This is a genomic window from Streptomyces tubercidicus, from assembly GCF_027497495.1.
Taxonomy (GTDB): Bacteria; Actinomycetota; Actinomycetes; order Streptomycetales; family Streptomycetaceae; genus Streptomyces; species Streptomyces tubercidicus.
On sequence record NZ_CP114205.1, the window covers coordinates 3429316 to 3449889 of the forward strand.

The following is a 20574-nucleotide window of genomic DNA, read 5'->3' on the forward strand; positions in this document are numbered from 1 at the left end:
AGGCTGGGTTCATGCCGCGACCTTCACCCGCCAGCCCCCTGCTGTCGCTTCCCGGAGCCGTCCCCGCCGAGGCTCCCGACGAAGGCGTCGCCGCCCACTACGGCGACCTCTTCCGGGAGCAGCGTGCCCTCGCCGACGGCTCCGGCTTCGTCGACCTCTCCCACCGTGGCGTGGTCACCGTCACCGGCCCCGAACGGCTGAGCTGGCTGCATCTGCTGCTCACCCAGCACGTCAGCGATCTGCCGCCCGGCCAGGCCACCGAGGCGCTGATCCTGTCCGCGCACGGCCATATCGAGCATGCGCTCTCGCTCGTCGACGACGGCGAGACGACCTGGATGCACACCGAACCCGGCAACCAGGAGGCGCTGATCGCCTACCTGGAGAGCATGAAGTTCTTCTACCGGGCCGAGGTCGCCGACCGCACCGACGAGATCGCCGTCGTCCATCTGCCGGCCGGTTCCATCGCCGAGGTGCCCGAGAAGGTCGTCGTCCGCGAGACCGCGCACGGCCGCGATCTGTTCCTGCCGCGCGCCGACCTGGAGTCCTTCGCCGCGGACCACGGCCCCGCGATCGGCGTGCTGGCCCTGGAGGCGCTGCGCGTCGAGGCCCACCGCCCGCGCCTGGGCATGGAGACCGACCACCGCACCATCCCGCACGAGCTGGGCTGGATCGGCACCGCCGTCCACCTGCAGAAGGGCTGCTACCGCGGCCAGGAGACCGTCGCCCGGGTCCACAACCTGGGCAAACCGCCGCGCCGCCTGGTCTTTCTGCACCTGGACGGCAGCGAGGTCCAGCTGCCCCCGCACGGCACCCCCGTCCGCCTCGCCTCGGACGGCGAGGAGGGCCGCCAGCTCGGCTTCCTCACCACCTCGGCCCGCCACCACGAGCTCGGCCCGATCGCGCTCGCCCTGGTCAAGCGGAACGTCCCGGTGGACGCGCCGCTGATGGCGGGTACGACGGCGGCGGCGCAGGAGGTCGTGGTCGAGCCGTAGGGCGCGGGGGCCCGGCGCGGGCCTCCTCGCCGGACGGGCTAGACCTCGACCAGCACCGTGAACGGCCCGTCATTCGTCAGCGACACCTGCATCGACGCACCGAAACGGCCGGTCTCCACATGGGCGCCCAGCGCCCGCAGCTGCGCGACGACCTCGTCGACCAGCGGCTCGGCGACCGGCCCCGGTGCGGCGGCGTTCCAGGTGGGGCGGCGGCCCTTGCGGGCGTCACCGTAGAGAGTGAACTGGCTGATCACCAGCAGCGGCGCCGAGGTGTCCGAGCAGGACTTCTCGCCCTGCAGAATCCGCACCGACCACAGCTTCCGGGCGAGCTGCGCCGCCTTCTCCCGGGTGTCCTCGTGCGTGACCCCCACCAGCACGCACAGCCCCTCGCCGACGATCTCCCCGACCGTCTCACCCGCCACCTCGACGCGGGCACCGTCAACCCTTTGCACCACAGCTCGCATACCCGCCATCATGCCGGGCGGCCCACAGCCTTCGGACAGCAGTGCCACCACGGGGGCCGTTCGGGTGCCATGGCCCTGCAGAAGGACCGCCCAGAGTGGCACGATGCGTGCACGTGGTGCGTTTCATGGACAACATGCCCAGGACGCGGCACCGGACGAGGGGACGGAACGACTCATGAGCACTCTCGGCGCCGGACAGACACCCGGTCCCGTACCAAGCGCCCGTACGACACCAACCGGACGGACGACATCCACCGCCCCCGCGACCGACCCCACACATCCGGCGCCCGCCACCCCACCACCCCCCACCGCCCTGACGACGACCACAGCGGCGGCTCGCGTCGAGCCACCCGGCACCGAGGACGGCCCCATGCTCCAGGCAGGCCAGGCGCAGCACCCCCGCCCCCCGCAGCAGCGCGAGCGCTTCCTGCCGGCCACCACGCCCGATCTGTCCGGCCTGGGGCTGCCCGAGCTGCGGGTCGTACGGCGTGATTCGCAGCAGGAAGAGGCCGATCTGAGCTATCTGCGGCGGCTGTTGCAGGGCCGGATCGACATCCTGCGGGCCGAGATCGCCCGCCGCAGCGCCCAGCAGTCACCACTGCTGGACCGGCTCCCGGAGATCCTCACGGACCTGCCGTCGCGGCACCGCTCCTCCGCACGGCATGTGACGCTCGGTACGCCGCACAGCGAGGAGTACCGCAGGCTCGCCGAGGACATGCTCGGCGAGGTGGAGCTGTCCGACCTCACCGCGCGCACGGACCAGGAGCTGCACGAGGCGATGGGGCGGCTGATCCGCTACGAACAGCAGGTGTCCCGGCGCCGTCAGTCGTTGCAGCGCACCACCGACGACTGCAGCGCCGAAATCGCCCGCAGGTACCGTGAAGGCGAAGCGCAAGTAGACGACCTGCTGTCCTGACCGGGCCACGAGCCGCGGGGGGCGCGGGCCACTCCCGGAAGGCCGACGATGACCTCGCCCACCCCCATATCCGAGCCGCCCTCGGGATCCGCGCCGGTGTCTGCGGATTCCCCGGGCCTCGCGCCTGCCGCTTCTCCCGCCTCCCCCGCCGTCTCGCCCGTGCTCGCCGAGGTCGTCCGCTCCGGGTTCGTGGAGGGGCGGCACCGCGGTTCCCTCGTGGTGCTCGCCGCCGACGGCAGTGTGGACTGGGCGCTGGGCGACGTGGCCGCCCCGGTCTTCCCGCGCTCCACGAACAAGCCGATGCAGGCCGCGGCGGTGCTGCGGGCGGGCCTGGACCTCTCCGGGGAGCGGCTGGCGCTGGCCGCCGCGAGCCACTCCGGCGAGGTCTTCCACCTCGATCTCGTACGGACCATGCTGGCCGAGCACGGTCTGACCGCCGACCAGCTGCAGACGCCCGCTGACCTGCCGCTGGACCCCGAGGAGGCGGAGTCCTACCTCGCCTCGGGCCGGGTCCGCGACCGCCTCACCATGAACTGCTCGGGCAAGCACACCGCGATGCTGGCCGCCTCGGCGCTCAACGGCTGGCCGCTCGACACGTACCTCGACGAGGCCCATCCGCTCCAGCTGCTGGTGGCCGACGGGATCCGTAGCGCAAGCGGCGAGGACGTCGCCCATGTCGGCACGGACGGCTGCGGGGCGCCCCTGCTGTCGCTGTCGCTGACCGGGCTGGCCCGCGCCTTCCGGCACTTCGTCACGGCGGGTCCCGGCACGCCCGAGCGGCGGGTGGCGGATGCGATGCGCGCCCACCCGGAGTACGTCGCCGGCACCCGCCGCCCCGACACCTGGCTGATGCAGGCCCTGCCGGGCACCCTCTGCAAGATGGGCGCCGAGGCGGTCCAGGCCCTGGCCCTTCCCGACGGGCGCGCCCTGGCCTTCAAGATCGACGACGGCGCCACGCGCACCCTCGGGCCCGTCCTCGCCCGCACCCTCCGCCTCATGGGCCTCGACGACCCCGTCCTGGCCCGCCTTGCGGACGCTCCGCTCTTCGGTGGCGGCGCCAGGGTGGGGGAGATCCGGGCCGCGTTCTGAGTGGCGGGCGGCGCCCGCTCCGGGCGCCGCCTCCGGCCCACCACCCACCCCGCGTCCGCGAACCGGCGCCCAAGCCACCGGCAACGCCGCTGCCGCAACGGCCATGGCCTGCATAAAGTGGCGATGACACAGTGCACGCACGTATCACCCACCACAGCAGGAGGCCGGCGACCATGAGCGACGCGAATTCCGAGCCGCAGGGGCCCGAGGCGATCGAGCACGCGCACGACCCCGAGGTGCTGCAGCTCGCGGCAAAGGTGTTCGACTTGGCGCGGCACGGCGACACCGACACCGTCGCCGCCTACGTGGACGCGGGCGTACCCGCCAACCTGACGAACGACAAGGGCGACTCGCTCGTGATGCTGGCGGCGTACCACGGCCACCCCGCCACCGTGGAGGCCCTGTTGCAGCGCGGCGCCGACGCCGACCGCCCCAACGACCGCGGCCAGACCCCGCTCGCCGGCGCGGTGTTCAAGGCGGAGGACGAGGTCATCAAGGTCCTGATGGCGCACGGCGCGGACCCGTCGGCAGGCACCCCGTCGGCGATCGACACGGCCCGGATGTTCGAGAAGGCGGAGCTGCTGAAGCTGTTCGGGGCGGAATGACGCGGTAGGTGGCGGGCTGGTGGGCGGTGGGCCGGTGGCCGGTGGGCCGGCAGAGGGCCCGGTAGGCGGTCCGGCAGAGGGCTGGCAGGCGGTCCGGGTGGGCGAGGCCCGGCCCGCCGGCCCATGCGGCCCGACTCAGACGCCACGCTTGACCTCAAGCTCGCTTGAGGTTCTAGCGTCGAGTCCCGACGGCACCCCGCCGCCGACCCGCACGCCACGAAGGACCTCGCATGCCCGAGCACCCGTACCGCCTCGCAGTGATCATCGGCAGTACCCGGGAGGGCCGGTTCGCACCCGTCATCGCGAACTGGTTCACCCGGCACACCGAAAACCACCCGCACATCGACGTGGACGTCATCGACCTCGAAGCCGTCCGCCCGTACGAACTCCGTTACGGCAGCGAGGAGTACGAGACCTTCGCCAAGCGCGTCGACGAGGCGGACGCCTTCGTCGTGATCACGCCGGAGTACAACCACTCCTTCCCTGCCCCGCTCAAGCACGCCATCGACCTGCTGCGTTCCCCGTGGCAGGCCAAGCCGGTCGGCTTCGTGTCGTACGGCGGGATCTCAGGCGGACTCCGCGCCGTCGAACAACTGCGGCTGGTCTTCGCGGAGTTGCACGCCACGACGGTGCGCGAAACGGTCAGCTTCCCACTCGCCGGCAAGCTCTTCGACGACACGGGCCGCCTGCACGACCCGGCCCCCGCCGCCCAGGCCGCCGACACACTGCTCCACCAGCTCACCTGGTGGGCGGTGACCCTCCGCGAAGCCCGCGCGACCCGCCCGTACGGCGGCTAGAGCCCGGCACGGTGGGGCGCCACGAGGGGAGCGCCCCACCGGACCGGACTCCAACCGCCGCGCCGCGCCCGCTACTTCTCGCCCTCCGGCCCGATCGCCCGCTCGACGAGCGTCGAGATCAGCCCCTCGGCCTCCTCGTCCGGCACCACCCCGGGCAGCGTCAGCTGCTCCAGCATCAGCCCCGTCATGGCGAGGTACATCAAGGTCACGGCAGTACGGTCGCCCGGCAGCCCGCTGTCCAGGTGGAAGCGGAGGTCCTCGTCGCGCACCTCCCGCATGACCCGGGTCAGCTCCGCCCGCAGCTCGGGCCGCCGGGTCGCCTCCAGGCGCAGCTCCAGCATCGCCAGATAGCCGGTGCGGTTTTCGGCCACCCGGCGATTGACCCACCTCAACAGCTCGGTGACCAGCTCCCGGCTCGGCGGGGCGGCCATGACCGCTGCGACGTCGTCCGGATCCGGCGCAATGCGCTGGTGGATCTGCGCGGTGACCTGGGCCAGCAGATCGTCCCGGCTGGTGAAGTAGTTGGAGGCGGTGCCGGCGGGCACACCCGCGGCCGTATCGACGGCCCGGAACGTCAGCCCGCGCGCCCCCTCCCGCGCCAGCACCTCGATCGCGGCATCCACCAGCGCGGCCCGCCGCTCAGGGTTACGCGCCATGCCGTCTCCGCCTCTCTCCACGCCGCCCGGCCCCGTCCGAAAAATCAGTGGCAACAAAATCAGTAGCAACCACTACACCCAAAGTACTACAACTGGAGTTGTTGCGCGCCGGACCGGCCGCCGCCAACGGAGAGGACCACCATGCGCTTCGCCAAACTGGGCACCGCCCTGCTCACCGACGACGTCGCCGCCAGCACCCGCTTCTACGCCGACCACTTCGGCTTCCGCCCGCTGGCGGAACTGGGCTGGTACGCCAGCCTCCAGCACCCCCAACACCCCGAATACACCCTCGACTTCGTCCAGCGCGGCCACGAGGCCATGCCCGCCGGCTTCCGCGCCCAGGAAACCGGCGGCGTACTCCTCGGCTTCCTCGTGACCGACGCCGCAGCCGAGGAGGCAACCCTGCGCGCCAAGGGCATCCCCATCGCCGAACCCTTGCGCGACGAGCCCTGGGGACAGCGCCGCTTCAACATCTGGGCCCCCGAAGGCACCCTGATCGAGGTACTGCAAAACATCGACCCCGACCCGGAATGGATGGCCGCCCAGGGCTTGTGAGCGCCTCGCGCGCCGGACTCCGACGCGTATTCCGTATCGGGGCGGTGAACTCCCTTGCCCACCGGGCTGGTACGCGTCCACCACTACGCGGCGCGTCTAGTGCCACGCCAGAGGGAACGACATACGACACACTCAGCAACTCCTCCCGCAGACTGCCGCTCGAACTCCGCCCCCCGTTCCAACCGGGCGCGGTTCAGGCCCGGTTCGGGCGAGGTTCCTGGGCGGCGTTCGGGCGCGGTTCCGGGGCGGCGTTCGGGCGCGGTTCAGGCCCGGTTCGGGCGAGGTTCCGGGGCGGCGTTCGGGCGAGGTTCCTGGGCGGCTTTCGGGCGCAGAGGATTCCGTCGCCACAGCCGAATTGCAGCACCCGGACCGCACGCCGCCCCCGGCTCCCCACCGTCCACTGCCCCCGCGCTCAGCCCCCCTCAGGCCCCTCCTGCAGCGCCCAGCCGTTGCCATCCGGATCGCTGAAGTAGACGAACGAGTTCCATGCCCCGCCGGGGCCGTCGGCCATCGCGCCGTCTTCGACGTGCTGGACGGGGCCCGCCGCCACCCCCCGTTCGACCAGTTGCGCGCGGGCCGCAGCAACATCGGAGACCACCAATTGCAGCCCCTGCAGCGAACCGGGCTGCACCTCCACGACGCCACCGCCCGTGCCGATGACGATCGAGCAGCCCGACCCCGGCGGCGTCAGCTGCACAATGCGCGCCTCGTCGCCGACGCACATGTCGTGATCGACGGCAAAACCCATCTGCTCGCTGTAGAAACGCTTGGCCCGCTCCACATCCGTGACCGGAACCGGCACCAGTTCGAGCTTCCAGTCCATGGCGCGCCGTCCTTCCGTACGGGGCGACGGCCCAAGAACAGCGGCCGTCCGGACCGTCCTCCTCGCGCTGCAAAAAGTCTAAGGAGCGGGACACAAATACGCGCCCCCATTGGCGGAGTGAGTACTCACTCGTACTGTCGGGCCATGACACCACCACCCACCTCCCGCCGACGCGCCCCCGGCATGAGCGTCGAGGAGCGCCGGGCCATGATCGTCGCCGCCGCGCTACCGCTCGTGGCGGAGTACGGCGCGGCCGTCACCACCGGCCAGATCGCCCGCGCCGCCGGCATCGGGGAAGCCACGATCTTCCGGGCCTTCAAGGACAAGGACGAGCTACTGGACGCCTGCGTCGCCGAGGCGGTCGGCACCGACCATGTGCTGCGCGAACTGGCCTCGATCTCCCTGGACGAACCACTCGCCGACCGGCTGGCCAAGGCCGCCGAGGCGCTGCGTGCCCATATGGAGCGCATGGGCACCGTCGTTGGCGCCCTGCACGCCTCGGGGCACCTACGGGGCCGCGGGCCCGGTCCGGACACCCAGGACGGTGCGGACACCCGGGACGGCGCGGACACCCGGGACGGTGCGGACAGCCGGGACGGTGCGGACACCCAGGACGGTGCGGACAGCCGGGACGGTGCGGACACCCGGAACGGTGCGGGTCCGCCGCCGGACAGCCGGACGCGGTCCTTCTCCGCCCTGCGCAACGCCGTCGTCGAGCTGATCGAACCCGACCGGGCCGCCTTCCGCCTGAGCCCGGAGAAGGTCGCCGCCGCCTTTCTGGGCATGCTCTTCACCCGGCTGCAAACGCCGCTTCCGCAGGCCGAGGCACCGCTCACACCCGGCGAACTCATCTCCGTACTGCTGCACGGCACCCTCAACGCCCCCGGGAGCGCCCCATGACCGTGACCGTGACCCTCAACGATCCTGGGAGCGCCCGATGGCCGTGACCACCAGGCCCCTCACCGTCAGTCCGCCTCATTAGGCCCGTCAGCGCACCGACCCCCAGCTCCGCCAGCCCGCCCCGTCAGATCGGGCCCGCCACCCCAGGCCGCCACCCCAGCCCGTCAGCCCAGGCCCGACAGCCCAGGCCACCAGCACAGGCCACCAGCACAGGCCCGACAGCCCAACGCCTCAGTCCCTTACCCCCTCGCCACCTCGCTCCCTCCCTGCCTCACCCCTCGACGAACGTCATGCTGACCGCGTCATACCGCGTTCCGGCTATCTGGGATGCCGGGGCGGCCGCGTCGATGGCGGTGAGTTCCTCTGTGGTCAGCTCGATGGCGAGTGCGCCGAGGTTCTCTTCGAGGTACTTCTGGCGGCGGGTGCCGGGGATCGGTACGACATCGGCCCCGCGGTGCTGTACCCAGGCCAGGGCGAGCTGTCCGGCGCTGACGCCCTTCTCTGCGGCGAGTTCGTCGAGCTTCGCCACGATGGCCAGGTTCTGCTCCAGGTTGCCGTCGGCGAAGCGCGGCTGGCTGCGGCGTACATCGGACTCCGGCAGCCCCTTCACCGAGGTGTAGCGCCCGGTCAGGAAACCGCGGCCGAGCGGCGAGAACGGCACCAGACCGATGCCGAGTTCACGGCACACCGGTGCGATCTCGTCCTCCAGATCGCGGGTCCACAGCGACCACTCGCTCTGCAGCGCGGCGATCGGATGCACCGCATGCGCCCGGCGCAGCGTCGCCGCACTCGCCTCGGAGAGCCCGAGATGGCGGACCTTGCCGGCCGTGACGAGTTCGGCCATCGCACCGACGGTCTCCTCGATCGGCACCTCGGGGTCGACGCGGTGCTGGTAGTAGAGGTCGATGTGGTCGACCCCGAGCCGGCGCAGCGAGGCGTCGCAGGCCTCGTGTACATAGGCGGCGTCGCCCCGGATCGCGGTCGGCTCACCGAGGCGATTGGCGAAGCCGAACTTCGTCGCCAGCACCACCTCGTCCCGCCGTCCGGCGATGGCCCGGCCGATCAGCTCCTCGTTGTGCCCCGCACCGTAGAAATCGGCGGTGTCCAGGAGGCGGACGCCGAGGTCGAGCGCGCGGTTGATGGTCGCGGCCGACTGCACGTCGTCCGACTCCCCGTAGCCATGGCTCATGCCCATGCAGCCGAGCCCCTGTGCGGAAACGGCCAGTTCACCGAGGTGCCGTGTCGGGATGTTCATCGTGGTCATGCTGCTGCTACCTCCTGGACGTGCGACGGACGGATCCGGAGCCCGGAATCTGCTCCGAGTGCCCAGCGCCCTGATACCTGAGCCCTGGGCTCGGGGCCCGTGTGCCGGGCCTGTTCCGTGATCCCGTCCCGGACGCTATGAGTTGGAGTGCGCTCCAAGTCAACACACCTTCGTTCAGGCACAGGTTGGGGTGGGCACGCAGAGCACGAGCCTCGGCCTCCGGGAGACTCCGGGACCCGGTGTCCGCCTCCTCCAGCATCCAGGTCGTCCCGTCGATGGCCTCAGCCTCCGTCAGCTGGTCCCTCAGCCTCCGTCGGCTCATCCATCAGCTGCCGTGGGCTCATCCAGCAGCCTCCGTCGGCTCATCCAGCAGCTGCCGTGGGATCTCCTCCGCCCGCTCCCCAGTTGCCTCCTCCGTCAGGCGCCGCCCGCTCCGTCTCCCGCTATCGCCCGCAGCGCCTGGCAGTGTGCGGCGAAGGCGGCGCGGCCGGCGGGGGTGAGGGCGAGCCAGGTCCGCGGACGCTTGCCGACGTACCCCTTGGTGACGGCGACATAGCCGGCCTTCTCCAGGGTGGTGACCTGCCGCGACAGGACCGAGTCGCTCACCTCGACGGTGTCGCGGACGAAGGCGAACTCGGCCTTGTCGGCGGCCGCCAGGGTCGCCACGATGGAGAAGCGGACCGGGGCGTGAATCACCTCGTCGAGCGCATGACGCGGATGTGCCCCGTGATGCGTTTCGGTCACCTTCGCGCCTCCACATAACCGCCTATCAGCCCTGGCAGGGCCACCACCAGTGCCCCGGGCACCCACCACGCCGCGGCGCCCTGATGCCAGAAGATGCCGGGCAACAGCACCGCGAGGTAGAGCAGCGCCCACACCGTGATCAAGCCGGCATGCCACCGCCCGAACCCGCGTCTGGCAACTCGCTGCCGGGCCGAGTAGACCGACAAGCCCGCGATGGTGGCCACCCAGATGCCCGTGCCGATCGCCACCCCCTGGGGCGCGGCCAGCAGCCCGACGCACAGCACCATGACCGCAGCCGAGCAACCGAAGATCACCTGATACCAGACATACCACTTCGTGCCGCTCCGCACCGTCGAGCCCAGTTCCTGCGCTCGGGCCAATGCGGCCGCCGCATCCCGCGAGGCGTACTCCCCCATGCCAGTCCCCCTGATCCGCTTCCCCGACTTCCTGCATTCAGCGTGACAAATACTTTCCGAAGTGACAAGTACTTTCCAGCCATTGTGAGTTGGCGGGCGAGATCGCGCCCGCGCGGCGCCCGCGGCGGGTCTGCGGCCGAGCCATCTCCGCCTGGGCGCGGAGGACCAACTCGCCTGGGCGCAGAGGACCAGGTCAGGTAGTGTGGCGCCGCCAGTAGTGAACGGACCGAGGAGGTGAGACCGATTCCCCGCCAGATCAGGCAGGTGCTTCCGGCTCACGCCCGTGCGGTCCACCCGGCGCAGGTGACCAACCGACACACGTGACCCGGGAAGCGCCCTCGGCGCCCCGAAAGGCTCACATGTCGCCATCCCCGATGCGGCCCCACCCTTCGTCACCTCCCTCCTCTCTCTCCTCGTCGCTCGCGGCACCCCTCCACCCGCCCCTCTGCGCACCGCACTCCCGATCCGCCGTCATCACCGCACTGCGCGCCGCCGGTTGTGTCTTCGCGGAGGACGAGGCGGAGCTGCTCCTCTCCTCCGCGCGTACCGCGGACGAACTCGCCGCCATGGTGGAGCGGCGCGTCACCGGCCTGCCCCTGGAACACGTCGTCGGCTGGGCGGAGTTCTACGGACGGCGGATCGCCGTCGATCCCGGCGTCTTCGTACCGCGCCGCCGCACCGAATTCCTCGTGGGCCAGGCCGTCGGCCTCGGTCGCCGGGCCGCCGACCGCACCGGGCGGCCCCCGGTCGTCGTCGACCTGTGTTGCGGATCCGGCGCGGTGGGCGCCGTACTTGCCGATGCCCTGGACCGGATCGAGCTGTACGCGGCGGACATCGAGCCCGCCGCGGTGCGCTGCGCCCGACGCAACGTCACTCCCGCCGGAGGTGACGTCTACGAGGGCGACCTCTTCGACGCACTGCCCACCGGGCTCCGGGGCCGCATCGACGTCCTGGTGGCCAACGTCCCCTACGTACCGACCGAGGAAGTCGGGCTCCTGCCGCCCGAAGCCCGTGAGCACGAGCCACTGGTGGCGCTCGATGGCGGCGCGGACGGGCTCGACGTCCTGCGACGGGTGACCGCGACCGCACCACAGTGGCTCGCACCAGGAGGCCGACTACTGGTCGAGACGAGCGAACGGCAGGCCCGGCATGCGGTGGCGGCATTCACCCGCAATGGGCTGGCTCCCAGGGTGACCAGCTCCGAGGATCTCTACGCCACGGTCATCATCGGGACCCGGCCCGCGGAGGGGCGGGCATAACTCCGTTGCCCGGCGGGAGCACCAGCCCCGTCACCATGGCGCCGGAGCGTGCCATGCCGTCGACCCAGGTGAGGCCAACACCCCATGCAGCGCCATGAGTACACCGGTCCGGTGGCGTTACGCGCCATGCAGAGTCTGGCCGGCCGCCTCTTCCGGACAGCGGCTACCGGCACATCGGGGACCTCACCTGGGCCCCGAAACACAACCCCACGTGATCGCCGCACCGGAACGTCACGGCCACCGCCGACGCGGTCTGGCCCGTGCCGTCTGCCTCGCGGTACTACGGGCGTTCGCCGCGGCCGGCGGACGGCGGGCGGCGGGCCGTCGTCTACTGCCGGGGCGACGCCGGGTACCCCGTCCCCAAGCGGCTCTACGAGTCCCTGGGCTTCACGGCGTACACGCGCACGCACACCTACGTCTGACCGGGACGACGAGCGGGCGGGCGGGCAGGCGGACGGACGGGCAAGCAGGCAGGCGGCCAGGCGGCCAGACACAGGGCGTGTCCGCGCCCGCCTCGGGCAGCCGACGGACAGGAGAGGCGCGGCGCGCAAGGCACCCGGACCGCACCCAGCGCCCCCACCCGGCCACACCACTATTGCTAGCGCTTGCTTGCAATAGTTAGCACGGCGAGGCACCATCGGGGTATGGCATCACTCAATGTCGGCAATCTCGGCGAGTTCCTGCGGGAGCAGCGGCGCACGGCGCAGCTGAGTCTGCGGCAGCTCGCGGATGCCGCCGGGGTGTCCAATCCGTACCTCAGCCAGATCGAGCGTGGCCTGCGCAAGCCGAGCGCGGAGATTCTGCAGCAGCTCGCGAAGGCGCTGCGGATATCCGCGGAGACGCTGTATGTCCAGGCCGGGATCCTGGACGAGCGGCACGGTCTGGACGGGGTCGAAGTGCAGACCGCGATACTCACCGACCCGGCGCTGAACGAGCGACAGAAGCAGGTCCTGCTGCAGATCTACGAGTCCTTCCGCAAGGAGAACGGGCTCGGGAATGGCGGCAAGGACGCCGCTGCGAGCGGACATGAGGACGGGCGCGGTACGGACACCCTCGCAACAGAGGCCGACGGCGGCCCGCACGCCACCTGAGCAACCGATTCCGTTTCCAGGAGGAACAACGTCATGGCCATCAATACCGATGACCTCCGCAAGGCCCTGACCGACGCGACCCCGCTGTACGCCCTGGCCGGCACCGTCGACCTGGCTGCCGAGAAGCTCGGCGAGGTCCCGCAGTTCGTCGAGAAGATCCGGTCCGAGGCGCCCAAGCGCTTCGAGTCCGTACGCAGCACCGACCCCAAGGACGTCCAGGCCCTGGTCAGCAAGCAGGCCAAGGACGCACAGGAGCGGCTCTCCGAGCTGCTGGGGTCGCTGGACGGCGACATCAAGAAGGTCCGCGACCAGGCGCAGGAGCTGGCGCTCCAGGGTGTGGGCCGGGCCGCCGAGGCCGTCGTCCGGGCCCGTGAGGGCTACGAGGAGCTGGCCGAGCGCGGCCGGGACGCCGTGGCGACCTGGCGCGGCGAGGCCGCCGACCAGGTCGAGGACCTCGCGGTGGCGATCGAGCCGGAGCCCGCGCAGAAGTCCGGGCAGAAGACGGCGCAGAAGCCGGCCAACAAGAGCGGCGCGAAGCCGCAGGCCGCCAACGGGGCCAAGGCCGAGACCAAGGCGACCCCGTCGATGCAGCCCAAGCCGGCCGCGCCGAAGAAGCCCGTCGCGCAGCGCAAGCCGTCGCCGGCTCCGGCGAAGAAGAGCACCCCGCCGTCCGCCAAGTGACCGCGGAGCACCGGATAGCGGGCCGTGAGCCCGCTCACATGGCGCCGGGGGCGCCGATTCACCGCACGGGCCGGGCACACTTCAGGTGCCCGGCCCGTTGTGCGGGTACGGTGGGGCCGCATGGGCGGCCGGTGGCCGCAGCAGCAGACCGAGACGACACAACGGGCGAACGGGCGGTGTAGGGCGTGCTGATTTACGGGTTCCAGAGCATTCTGAGCTGGGTGCAGCTCGCCCTGGGCGTCTATGCCGCCGTGATGCTGATCGACGCGGCCGTACGGCGGGAGGACGCCTACCGCGCCGCGAGCAAGCAGACCAAGGGCATGTGGCTGATCTTCCTCGCGCTGGCCACGGCGCTGCTGTTCATTCTCCCGATCATGTCGTTCCTGCCGGTCATCGGCGTGATCGCGGTGATCGTCTACACCGTCGACGTCCGGCCCGCGCTCCGGGAGGTCTCCGGCGGTGGCCGCGGCCCGCGCCGCGGGGGCTCCAGCTCCGACGGGCCGTACGGGCCCTACAACGGCGGGCGCTGAGCCGCTCCGGCCCTACAACGGCGGACGGGACGCAACCGCACCCGGCCCGTCCCCCGGCGGCCGCGGCCGCGCGGCACCCCGGCCCCCGGCCGCCCCGCTACCGCCGATCCAGCAACAGCACGGCCACGTCATCCGTCAGCTCGCCGCCGTTGAGATCGCGGACCTCCCTGACCGAGGCGTCCAGCAGTTCCTCACCGCTGAGGCCCGCCGCCATCTGGCGGCTGACCAGCTCGGTCATGCCGTCCTGGCCGAGGCGCTGGTTGCCCTTGCCGATCCGGCCCTCGATCAGACCGTCGGTGTACATCATCAGGCTCCAGGAGCCGCCCAGCTCTACCTGCCGACGCGGCCAGCGGGCGTTCGGGAGCAGGCCGAGCGCCGGGCCGCCGAATTCGTACGGCAGCAGGCCGGGGCGCTCGCCGGACCGGGCCAGCAGCGGGGCGGGGTGGCCGGCCAGGCACAGTCCGGCGCGGCGGCCGTCCGCGGAGATGTCGACGGTGCACAGCGTCGCGAAGATCTCGTCGTCGGCGCGCTCGTGCTCCAGCACCTTCTGGAGGGTGGCGAGCAGCTCGTCGCCGCAGAGCCCGGCGAAGGTCAGCGCGCGCCAGGCGATCCGCAGCTCGACGCCGAGGGCGGCTTCGTCGGGGCCGTGGCCGCAGACGTCGCCGATCATCGCGTGGACGGTGCCGTCGGGGGTGCGGACGGTGTCGTAGAAGTCGCCGCCGAGCAGGGCGCGGCTGCGGCCGGGGCGGTAGCAGGCGGCGAACCGGAGGTCGGAGCCGTCGAGCAGGGGTGTGGGCAGGAGGCCGCGCTCCAGGCGGGCGTTCTCCTGGGCGAGCATCCGCGACTCGGTGAGCTGGCGCTGGGCGAGGTCGGCGCGTTTGCGTTCGACGGCGTAGCGGACCGCGCGGCTGAGGACCGCGCCGTCCAGCTCGTCACGGAAGAGGTAGTCCTGGGCGCCGACGCGGACGGCGTCGGCGGCGCGCTCGGCGTCCGTCTCGTAGGTGAGGACGAGGACGGCGTGCGAGGTCGCCATGCGCAGTACGTCACGCAGCATGCCCAGCTCGTCGCCGGGGACGCCGGTGTCACGGTCGGCGGTGCGCTCCGCCGGGGGCAGGTCGAGCAGGATGCAGTGCACGTCGTCGGTGAGCAGCCGCTCGGCCTCGGTGAGGTTGCGGGCGGTCCGCAGGCGTACCTTGCGGCCGGCCCAGTCCCACATCTCGGGGACATGGCTGTTGGGGTCCTCGCCGATGAGGAGCAGGGTCAGGCCCTGGTGCAGCGGTCCGCGGTCGGCCGAAAGTCGCTGTTCGGCCGGCTGGGGCTGCCCGGTCTCGGGGTAGCCCTCGGCCGGGACGGTCCGGGCCCGGCCGCCGGCGGCCACCGGGGCGCCGACGCCCCGGGCCGTCGCGTCCCCCGCGCCCGGCGTGTCGGCGACTCGCGCGCTCTGCGCGCAGGCGTCGTCCGCCGGTCCTGCCTGGTGCGGCAGCACGACCGTCCGCTGGTGCGGTACGGGTACGGGCATTGGTCTGCTTCCTTCCCTCCCCCCGAGGGGTGCGGTGGGGCACCGACCGGCGCACCACCGTGCCCGGCGCCACATCGCTCGTCGGTCAAATGAGTGGGCCGTGCCGGGCACTGACAGGCGACCATAGCGTCAGTACGGAGAGGTAGGGAATGCCCGGCGGCAATCGGCCATCGTCATATGCCGCACCCGATAAGCCATTTGACCTGGGGAGGGCGGAATGCGGAATGACGAACATCACCCCGCTTGAGTGCATTCCGCTACGCCACGGCAACCCTCAGACAGCAAACAATCCGGTCATTCATCGCCCGTTGTGATGCGCGCCATCGTCGCCGGCGGCGCCGTCGGGGCGGACGACGCCGAGGATCGGCATGGTGCCGGCGCCGGTGATCGTCACCTGCCGGCCGGGCCGCGGCGCATGCACCATTGCGCCGTCACCGAGATACATCCCGACATGGCTGGCATCCGAGAAATAAATGATCAGATCGCCCGGTCGCATATCCCGGAGGGCGATCCGGGGCAGCTGCCGCCACTGTTCCTGTGAGGTCCGCGGAATGGTGTGGCCACCGGCCTGCCAGGCCCGCAGGGTCAGCCCGGAGCAGTCGAAGGTGTCCGGACCCTCGGCGCCCCACACATAATCCTTGCCGAGCTGTGCGGTGGCGAAGGAAATCGCCTTCTTGCCGGCCGCCGACGCTTTGTTGCTGATGTCTTTCAGTACGCCGGAGTCGAGCCACTTCTGCTGCTGGTTGAAGGCCTGCTCGTCCTCCAGCTTCTTCAGCCGGTCCTTTTCCTTGACGGCCAGCCGGGATTCCAGCAGTTTTGCCTCGTCGATCTTTTTCTTGATGTCCCGCCGGGCGCTTTCCTTCTTCTTGCGGTTCGCCTCCAGCTGCTCCCAGCGGTCCGTCGCGGAGTCCGAATACCGCTCCAAGTCACCCTTGAGCACCCCGAGTTGGTGTATCACGCGTTTGGCGGCCAGTTGTCCCTTCCGGGCCAGGGTGACCTTGTCGAGAAAGCCTTCGGGGTCGGCGTCGAGCATCAGTTTCGCCTCGGAGGGCATCCCGCCGCCGCGGTACTGGGCGCTGGCCAGTGAGCCGGCCTGCCGCTTGAGGGCGGTCAGCTTGCGCTGGGTGTGGTCGATGCTGCGGGCCAGCCGGACGATCTCCTTCTGCTGGAGCCCGACCTGCTCCTCGGCGGCGTTGTAGGCGTCGGTGGCCTTTTCCGCCTTGCGGTAGAGGTCGTCGATCTTCTTGCGTATGTCGTCGAGGCGGCGGGCGTCGGCGTCCGCGGCGGCCGCGGCGCTTCCGGCCCGCCGCGCGTCCGCCGACGGGTTCTTCGGGTCATCGGCGTAGGCGGCCGTCGCCGTCCCCCCGAGCAGCCCCATCGCACACAGGACGACGACGGTGCAGGCCACCAGCCGACCGCCTCTGCCGCCCCTGGCGCCCGTGGCGCCCCGCACACCCGGTACGTCACGCATGCCCCGTACGCTCCGAACGCCCTGCTCTGCCCCCTGGCTCCCCACCAGCCACCTCCGGTCGTTCCGCGCCGATTCGCGTCGTCTCAGGCGCGAGATGCTGCCATACCGGCCGGTAATTCAACAGGGTGACGGGCCGTATCGCGCAAGTAGGCGAACGGTTCCACCCGCACCCAGCCGATGGCCGAGGTTCACCCTGCGTTCACTCTCCTCCATCGGCCGCTTCACCTGATCTACCTAATTTCAGCCCTACCGAGTGCGCGTCCTGCCCACAGCGCAAGCGCGACGCGGCTAGCTGGCATCGCAAGAGGCGACAGCCAACGCTCCTCACCACCTCGCTCGCCGACGAAGCGGCGCGCCTCAGGAAGGAACTCTCGACAGTGAAGCTTCAGCGCAAGAACCGGGTTCGCGCCCTCGCCGTTGGCGCTCTCGCGGTCACCGGTGCCCTGGCCCTGTCCGCGTGCGGCTCCGACGACACCAGCGCCGGTGGCGGTGCCGCCGCCAAGCCGTCGAACATCAAGTGTGACGGCAAGGGCAAGCTGCTCGCGTCCGGATCGTCCGCGCAGAAGAACGCCATGGACGTCTGGGTGCAGAACTACGCGGGCGCCTGCAAGAACACCGAGATCAACTACCAGCCGACGGGCTCCGGCGCCGGAGTCACCACCTTCCTGCAGGGCCAGACCGCCTTCGCCGGCTCCGACTCGGCCCTCAAGCCCGATGAGGTCACCAAGTCCAAGCAGGTCTGCAAGGGCGGCCAGGCCATTGACCTGCCGATGGTCGGCGGCCCGATCGCGGTCGGCTACAACGTCCCCGGCGTCGACAACCTGGTGCTGGACGCCAAGACGCTGTCGAAGATCTTCAACTCGGAGATCAAGAAGTGGAACGACCCGGCGATCAAGCAGCTGAACCCGGGCGCGAAGCTCCCGGACCTCAAGATCCAGCCGTTCCACCGCTCCGACGACTCGGGCACCACCGACAACTTCACCAAGTACCTCAAGGCCGCCGGTGGCTGGAAGCACGAGCCGGCGAAGAAGTGGGAGGGCGAGGGCGGCCAGGCGGCCTCCGGCTCGTCCGGTGTCTCCTCGCAGGTCAAGCAGAACAGCGGCGCGATCTCCTACTTCGAGCTGTCGTACGCCACGGCCAGCAAGATCCAGACGGCCAAGCTGAACACCGGCGCCAAGGAGCCGGTCGAGGCCACCGTCGACAACGCCTCTAAGGCCATCTCCGAGGCCAGCCAGGTCGGCAAGGGCGATGACCTGGCCCTGAAGCTCAACTACACCACCAAGGCCGAGGGCGCGTACCCGATCACCCTGGTGACGTACGAGATCGCCTGCGACAAGGGCAACAAGGCCGAGACGCTGCCCGCCACCAAGTCCTTCCTGACCTACATCGCCAGCAAGGACGGCCAGAGCGCGCTCAAGCAGCTCGGCTACGCCCCGCTGCCCACCGAGATCGCCGACAAGGTCCGCGCGACCGTCGCCAAGATCTCCTGACCTACCGGGCGGCGGCCCATGAACCGCCGTACGGTCCACCAAGGGGGCCCCTTCACCAGGGCCCCCTTCGGGCCGCCGCCCGTCCGGTGCACCGCCGCGCCAGGAGCCGTCATCCGGCTCCGCAGACCGGAGAACCCATGAACACAGCCTCCTCCACAACCGACACCCCGCCCCCGCCACACCACGACGGCCGCTCCGCGATATCCGGCAAGGCCGTCCGCCCCGGCGACCGGATCTTCCTCGGGCTCTCCCGGGGCTCCGGTATCGCCCTCCTGGTGATCATGGCGGCCATCGCGGTCTTCCTCTCCTACCGCTCGGTGCTCGCCATCTCGGGCGACAAGGCCAACTTCTTCACCACGCTGGACTGGAACGCCAGCGGACTGGAGCCGAAGTTCGGCATCGCGGTACTCGCCTTCGGCACCGTCGTCAGCTCCGTGATCGCGATGATCATCGCGGTCCCGGTCGCGGTCGGCATCGCGCTGTTCATCTCGCACTACGCCCCGCGCAAGCTGTCCTCGCTGCTCGGCTACGTCATCGACCTGCTCGCCGCGGTGCCCAGCATCATCTACGGCCTGTGGGGCGCGCTCTTCCTCGTCCCGCATCTGACCGGCCTCTACACCTGGCTGGACGACTACCTCGGCTGGACCGGCATCTTCGAATACGGCGGCGGGGCGGCCCGTTCGCTGTTCACCGTCGGCATCCTGCTCGCGATCATGATCCTGCCGATCGTGACCAGCGTCAGCCGTGAGGTGTTCCTCCAGGTCCCGAAGATGCACGAGGAGGCCGCGCTGGCCCTCGGCGCCACCCGCTGGGAAGTCATCCGGATGTCGGTGCTCCCCTTCGGCCGCTCCGGCGTCATCAGCGCCTCCATGCTCGGCCTGGGCCGTGCGCTCGGCGAGACGATGGCCGTCGCCACGGTCCTCTCGCCCAGCTTCCTCATCAACGCCAGCCTGCTGGACCCGGGCGGCGGCACGTTCGCCCAGAACATCGCCAGCAAGTTCAGCGAGGCCGACCAGTTCGGCCAGGACGCCCTGATCGCCTCCGGTCTCGTCCTCTTCGTGATCACGCTGCTCGTCAACGGCGCGGCCCGCCTGATCATCGCCCGTCGCAAGGAGTACTCGGGAGCCGCCGCATGAGTGAGCGAAGCGAACGAATCAACAACAGGTGCGCGTCTTGCGAATGCAACGCCTCGCGAAGCGAGGTGGCGGCATGAGTATCACGACTGACCGCCCCGCGGTCTCCAACGGTGGCAGCCCGCTTCCGGTCTCCCTCAAGCAGGCCCGGCTGCCGCGCTGGTCCCCGCCGGTCATCGCACTGGCCGCGGCCGGTGCCGGCTGCGGCATCGGACTGGGCGCCGGCCTGGACAGCACCGTCCAGTGGGGCCTGATCGCCGCCGCGGTCTTCATCCTCGGCACCTTCGTGCTGTCCGCGGCCGTCGAGGGCGTCCGGCAGGCCAAGGACCGGCTGGCCACCAGCCTGGTCTGGATCGCCTTCCTGCTCGCCGTCGTACCGCTGGCCTCCCTCCTGTATGAGACCGTCAGCCGCGGCACCAAGGTCCTGGACGTCTACTTCCTGCAGCACTCCATGGGCACCACCCCGGACGCGCTGCCCGGCGGCGGTATCTACCACGCGATCATCGGCACGCTGGAGCAGGTCGGCCTGGCCACCGTGATCGCCGCGCCGATCGGTCTGCTCACCGCGATCTACCTCGTCGAATACGGGCGCGGCCGGCTCGCGCGGGCCGTCACCTTCTTCGTCGACGTGATGACCGGTATCCCGTCGATCGTGGCCGGCCTGTTCATCCTCTCCGTGTGGATCCTGATCCTCGGCTTCGGCCCGTCCGGCTTCGCCGGCTCGATGGCGCTGGCGATCCTGATGATGCCGGTCGTGGTCCGCTCCACCGAGGAGATGCTCAAGCTCGTCCCGAACGAGCTGCGCGAGGCCTCGCTGGCCCTCGGCGTCCCGAAGTGGCGCACCATCATCAAGGTCGTCCTGCCCACGTCGATCGGTGGCATCACCACCGGCGTGATGCTCTCCATCGCGCGCATCACCGGAGAGACGGCGCCCGTGCTGCTCCTGGTGTGGGGCGCGAAGACGATCAACAACAACCCCTTCGAAGATGCCCAGCAGTCACTTCCGCTCTACGTTTTCCAGCAGTGGCAGCAGGGTTCCGAGGCCTCGTACGACCGCGCCTGGGCCGCGGCACTGGTCCTCATCGCCTTCGTCATGATCCTCAACCTGGTGGCCCGCGGCATCGCCCGCTGGAAGGCCCCCAAGTCCGGCCGCTGACCAAGTCGGCCAACAGAAAGAAG

General features: G+C 70.7%; 23 protein-coding genes. 15 read left to right on the forward strand and 8 right to left on the reverse strand.

Translation table 11 applies throughout. The features are described 5' to 3' along the window. The first annotated feature begins 11 nt into the window (after positions 1–11). Positions 12–992, forward strand: coding sequence for a CAF17-like 4Fe-4S cluster assembly/insertion protein YgfZ (gene ygfZ / locus STRTU_RS14690; RefSeq protein WP_159743945.1), 981 nt, complete (start codon positions 12–14; stop codon positions 990–992). Positions 993–1030: 38 nt separating this feature from the next. On the opposite strand, the gene dtd is transcribed toward ygfZ, so the two are convergent. Then, complete coding sequence (gene dtd / locus STRTU_RS14695; protein WP_159743946.1) at positions 1031–1456, reverse strand: D-aminoacyl-tRNA deacylase; 426 nt, start codon at positions 1454–1456, stop codon at positions 1031–1033. Positions 1457–1631: 175 nt separating this feature from the next. Here dtd and STRTU_RS14700 point away from each other — a divergent pair, with 175 nt between their 5' ends. The 4 genes from STRTU_RS14700 (at position 1632) to STRTU_RS14715 (ending at position 4863) form a co-directional block, all read left to right on the forward strand. Further along, positions 1632–2372: an RsiG family protein gene (locus tag STRTU_RS14700; protein WP_246240530.1), complete on the forward strand. Its 741-nt coding sequence runs from the start codon at positions 1632–1634 to the stop codon at positions 2370–2372. A 48-nt stretch (positions 2373–2420) separates the two neighbouring features. Continuing rightward, positions 2421–3461, forward strand: a complete 1041-nt coding sequence (locus STRTU_RS14705; RefSeq protein WP_246240533.1) for an asparaginase — start codon at positions 2421–2423, stop codon at positions 3459–3461. 173 nt (positions 3462–3634) lie between these two features. Beyond that, entirely contained in the window at positions 3635–4066 is a 432-nt protein-coding gene (locus STRTU_RS14710) for an ankyrin repeat domain-containing protein (RefSeq protein WP_159743948.1), read from the forward strand. A gap of 230 nt (positions 4067–4296) precedes the next feature. Then, positions 4297–4863, forward strand: a complete 567-nt coding sequence (locus tag STRTU_RS14715) for an NADPH-dependent FMN reductase (RefSeq protein ID WP_159743949.1) — start codon at positions 4297–4299, stop codon at positions 4861–4863. A 71-nt stretch (positions 4864–4934) separates the two neighbouring features. Here the strand turns inward: STRTU_RS14715 and STRTU_RS14720 are convergent, their stop codons facing one another. Then, on the reverse strand, positions 4935–5519 hold the full coding sequence (locus STRTU_RS14720) for a TetR/AcrR family transcriptional regulator (RefSeq protein WP_159743950.1): 585 nt from the start codon (positions 5517–5519) through the stop codon (positions 4935–4937). Positions 5520–5660: 141 nt separating this feature from the next. Here STRTU_RS14720 and STRTU_RS14725 point away from each other — a divergent pair, with 141 nt between their 5' ends. Beyond that, positions 5661–6074: a VOC family protein gene (locus STRTU_RS14725; RefSeq protein WP_159743951.1), complete on the forward strand. Its 414-nt coding sequence runs from the start codon at positions 5661–5663 to the stop codon at positions 6072–6074. 412 nt (positions 6075–6486) lie between these two features. On the opposite strand, the gene STRTU_RS14730 is transcribed toward STRTU_RS14725, so the two are convergent. After that, positions 6487–6897: a VOC family protein gene (locus tag STRTU_RS14730; protein WP_159743952.1), complete on the reverse strand. Its 411-nt coding sequence runs from the start codon at positions 6895–6897 to the stop codon at positions 6487–6489. Positions 6898–7104: 207 nt separating this feature from the next. On the opposite strand from STRTU_RS14730, the gene STRTU_RS14735 reads away from it, so the two are divergent. Next, positions 7105–7797, forward strand: a complete 693-nt coding sequence (locus STRTU_RS14735; protein ID WP_159746953.1) for a TetR/AcrR family transcriptional regulator — start codon at positions 7105–7107, stop codon at positions 7795–7797. Between the two features lie 271 nt (positions 7798–8068). Here the strand turns inward: STRTU_RS14735 and STRTU_RS14740 are convergent, their stop codons facing one another. The 3 genes from STRTU_RS14740 to STRTU_RS14750 all read right to left on the reverse strand — a co-directional run bounded on the left by STRTU_RS14740 (position 8069) and on the right by STRTU_RS14750 (position 10221). Then, entirely contained in the window at positions 8069–9061 is a 993-nt protein-coding gene (locus STRTU_RS14740; RefSeq protein ID WP_159743953.1) for an aldo/keto reductase, read from the reverse strand. Positions 9062–9478: 417 nt separating this feature from the next. Next, a complete protein-coding gene (locus STRTU_RS14745; RefSeq protein WP_159743954.1) occupies positions 9479–9805 on the reverse strand; it encodes a winged helix-turn-helix domain-containing protein in 327 nt (108 codons plus the stop codon). After that, the gene (locus tag STRTU_RS14750; RefSeq protein ID WP_159743955.1) at positions 9802–10221 is read right to left on the reverse strand and encodes a hypothetical protein; all 420 of its coding nucleotides are present in this window, start codon (positions 10219–10221) and stop codon (positions 9802–9804) included. The genes STRTU_RS14745 and STRTU_RS14750 overlap by 4 nt, the downstream gene beginning before the upstream one ends. A 374-nt stretch (positions 10222–10595) precedes the next feature. On the opposite strand from STRTU_RS14750, the gene STRTU_RS14755 reads away from it, so the two are divergent. The 5 genes from STRTU_RS14755 to STRTU_RS14775 all read left to right on the forward strand — a co-directional run bounded on the left by STRTU_RS14755 (position 10596) and on the right by STRTU_RS14775 (position 13782). Continuing rightward, positions 10596–11480: a putative protein N(5)-glutamine methyltransferase gene (locus tag STRTU_RS14755; RefSeq protein ID WP_246240536.1), complete on the forward strand. Its 885-nt coding sequence runs from the start codon at positions 10596–10598 to the stop codon at positions 11478–11480. Positions 11481–11740: 260 nt separating this feature from the next. Then, positions 11741–11902, forward strand: a complete 162-nt coding sequence (locus STRTU_RS14760; protein WP_246240539.1) for a hypothetical protein — start codon at positions 11741–11743, stop codon at positions 11900–11902. Positions 11903–12124: 222 nt separating this feature from the next. Beyond that, positions 12125–12571 (forward strand): helix-turn-helix domain-containing protein, encoded by a 447-nt coding sequence (locus STRTU_RS14765; RefSeq protein ID WP_159743957.1) that lies wholly within the window; start codon positions 12125–12127, stop codon positions 12569–12571. Positions 12572–12604: 33 nt separating this feature from the next. Beyond that, positions 12605–13252 carry a hypothetical protein gene (locus STRTU_RS14770; protein ID WP_159743958.1) on the forward strand — a complete coding sequence of 216 codons (648 nt, stop codon included), beginning with the start codon at positions 12605–12607 and terminating at the stop codon, positions 13250–13252. Positions 13253–13437: 185 nt separating this feature from the next. Then, positions 13438–13782: a DUF2516 family protein gene (locus tag STRTU_RS14775; protein WP_018093407.1), complete on the forward strand. Its 345-nt coding sequence runs from the start codon at positions 13438–13440 to the stop codon at positions 13780–13782. A 97-nt stretch (positions 13783–13879) separates the two neighbouring features. Here the strand turns inward: STRTU_RS14775 and STRTU_RS14780 are convergent, their stop codons facing one another. Together STRTU_RS14780 and STRTU_RS14785 are read right to left on the reverse strand one after the other, a co-directional pair. Continuing rightward, positions 13880–15301, reverse strand: coding sequence for a PP2C family protein-serine/threonine phosphatase (locus tag STRTU_RS14780; protein WP_159743959.1), 1422 nt, complete (start codon positions 15299–15301; stop codon positions 13880–13882). 298 nt (positions 15302–15599) lie between these two features. Further along, complete coding sequence (locus tag STRTU_RS14785; RefSeq protein WP_159746954.1) at positions 15600–16679, reverse strand: C40 family peptidase; 1080 nt, start codon at positions 16677–16679, stop codon at positions 15600–15602. A gap of 470 nt (positions 16680–17149) precedes the next feature. Between STRTU_RS14785 and pstS the strand changes: the two genes are divergently transcribed. The 3 genes from pstS (at position 17150) to pstA (ending at position 20551) form a co-directional block, all read left to right on the forward strand. Then, entirely contained in the window at positions 17150–18262 is a 1113-nt protein-coding gene (gene pstS / locus STRTU_RS14790; RefSeq protein ID WP_159743960.1) for a phosphate ABC transporter substrate-binding protein PstS, read from the forward strand. Between the two features lie 137 nt (positions 18263–18399). Further along, positions 18400–19398 carry a phosphate ABC transporter permease subunit PstC gene (gene pstC / locus STRTU_RS14795; RefSeq protein ID WP_159743961.1) on the forward strand — a complete coding sequence of 333 codons (999 nt, stop codon included), beginning with the start codon at positions 18400–18402 and terminating at the stop codon, positions 19396–19398. Positions 19399–19471: 73 nt separating this feature from the next. Then, positions 19472–20551 (forward strand): phosphate ABC transporter permease PstA, encoded by a 1080-nt coding sequence (pstA, locus tag STRTU_RS14800; protein WP_159743962.1) that lies wholly within the window; start codon positions 19472–19474, stop codon positions 20549–20551. Positions 20552–20574 lie beyond the last annotated feature (23 nt).

What these genes read in the sequence shown, in the direction of transcription:
- ygfZ (WP_159743945.1), top strand. Translation starts at nt 12, where the DNA reads ATGCCGCGACCTTCACCCGCCAGCCCCCTGCTGTCGCTTCCCGGAGCC.
- dtd (WP_159743946.1), bottom strand. Translation starts at nt 1,456, where the DNA reads ATGCGAGCTGTGGTGCAAAGGGTTGACGGTGCCCGCGTCGAGGTGGCG.
- STRTU_RS14700 (WP_246240530.1), top strand. Translation starts at nt 1,632, where the DNA reads ATGAGCACTCTCGGCGCCGGACAGACACCCGGTCCCGTACCAAGCGCC.
- STRTU_RS14705 (WP_246240533.1), top strand. Translation starts at nt 2,421, where the DNA reads ATGACCTCGCCCACCCCCATATCCGAGCCGCCCTCGGGATCCGCGCCG.
- STRTU_RS14710 (WP_159743948.1), top strand. Translation starts at nt 3,635, where the DNA reads ATGAGCGACGCGAATTCCGAGCCGCAGGGGCCCGAGGCGATCGAGCAC.
- STRTU_RS14715 (WP_159743949.1), top strand. Translation starts at nt 4,297, where the DNA reads ATGCCCGAGCACCCGTACCGCCTCGCAGTGATCATCGGCAGTACCCGG.
- STRTU_RS14720 (WP_159743950.1), bottom strand. Translation starts at nt 5,519, where the DNA reads ATGGCGCGTAACCCTGAGCGGCGGGCCGCGCTGGTGGATGCCGCGATC.
- STRTU_RS14725 (WP_159743951.1), top strand. Translation starts at nt 5,661, where the DNA reads ATGCGCTTCGCCAAACTGGGCACCGCCCTGCTCACCGACGACGTCGCC.
- STRTU_RS14730 (WP_159743952.1), bottom strand. Translation starts at nt 6,897, where the DNA reads ATGGACTGGAAGCTCGAACTGGTGCCGGTTCCGGTCACGGATGTGGAG.
- STRTU_RS14735 (WP_159746953.1), top strand. Translation starts at nt 7,105, where the DNA reads ATGATCGTCGCCGCCGCGCTACCGCTCGTGGCGGAGTACGGCGCGGCC.
- STRTU_RS14740 (WP_159743953.1), bottom strand. Translation starts at nt 9,061, where the DNA reads ATGACCACGATGAACATCCCGACACGGCACCTCGGTGAACTGGCCGTT.
- STRTU_RS14750 (WP_159743955.1), bottom strand. Translation starts at nt 10,221, where the DNA reads ATGGGGGAGTACGCCTCGCGGGATGCGGCGGCCGCATTGGCCCGAGCG.
- STRTU_RS14755 (WP_246240536.1), top strand. Translation starts at nt 10,596, where the DNA reads ATGCGGCCCCACCCTTCGTCACCTCCCTCCTCTCTCTCCTCGTCGCTC.
- STRTU_RS14765 (WP_159743957.1), top strand. Translation starts at nt 12,125, where the DNA reads ATGGCATCACTCAATGTCGGCAATCTCGGCGAGTTCCTGCGGGAGCAG.
- STRTU_RS14770 (WP_159743958.1), top strand. Translation starts at nt 12,605, where the DNA reads ATGGCCATCAATACCGATGACCTCCGCAAGGCCCTGACCGACGCGACC.
- STRTU_RS14780 (WP_159743959.1), bottom strand. Translation starts at nt 15,301, where the DNA reads ATGCCCGTACCCGTACCGCACCAGCGGACGGTCGTGCTGCCGCACCAG.
- STRTU_RS14785 (WP_159746954.1), bottom strand. Translation starts at nt 16,679, where the DNA reads ATGGGGCTGCTCGGGGGGACGGCGACGGCCGCCTACGCCGATGACCCG.
- pstC (WP_159743961.1), top strand. Translation starts at nt 18,400, where the DNA reads ATGAACACAGCCTCCTCCACAACCGACACCCCGCCCCCGCCACACCAC.
- pstA (WP_159743962.1), top strand. Translation starts at nt 19,472, where the DNA reads ATGAGTATCACGACTGACCGCCCCGCGGTCTCCAACGGTGGCAGCCCG.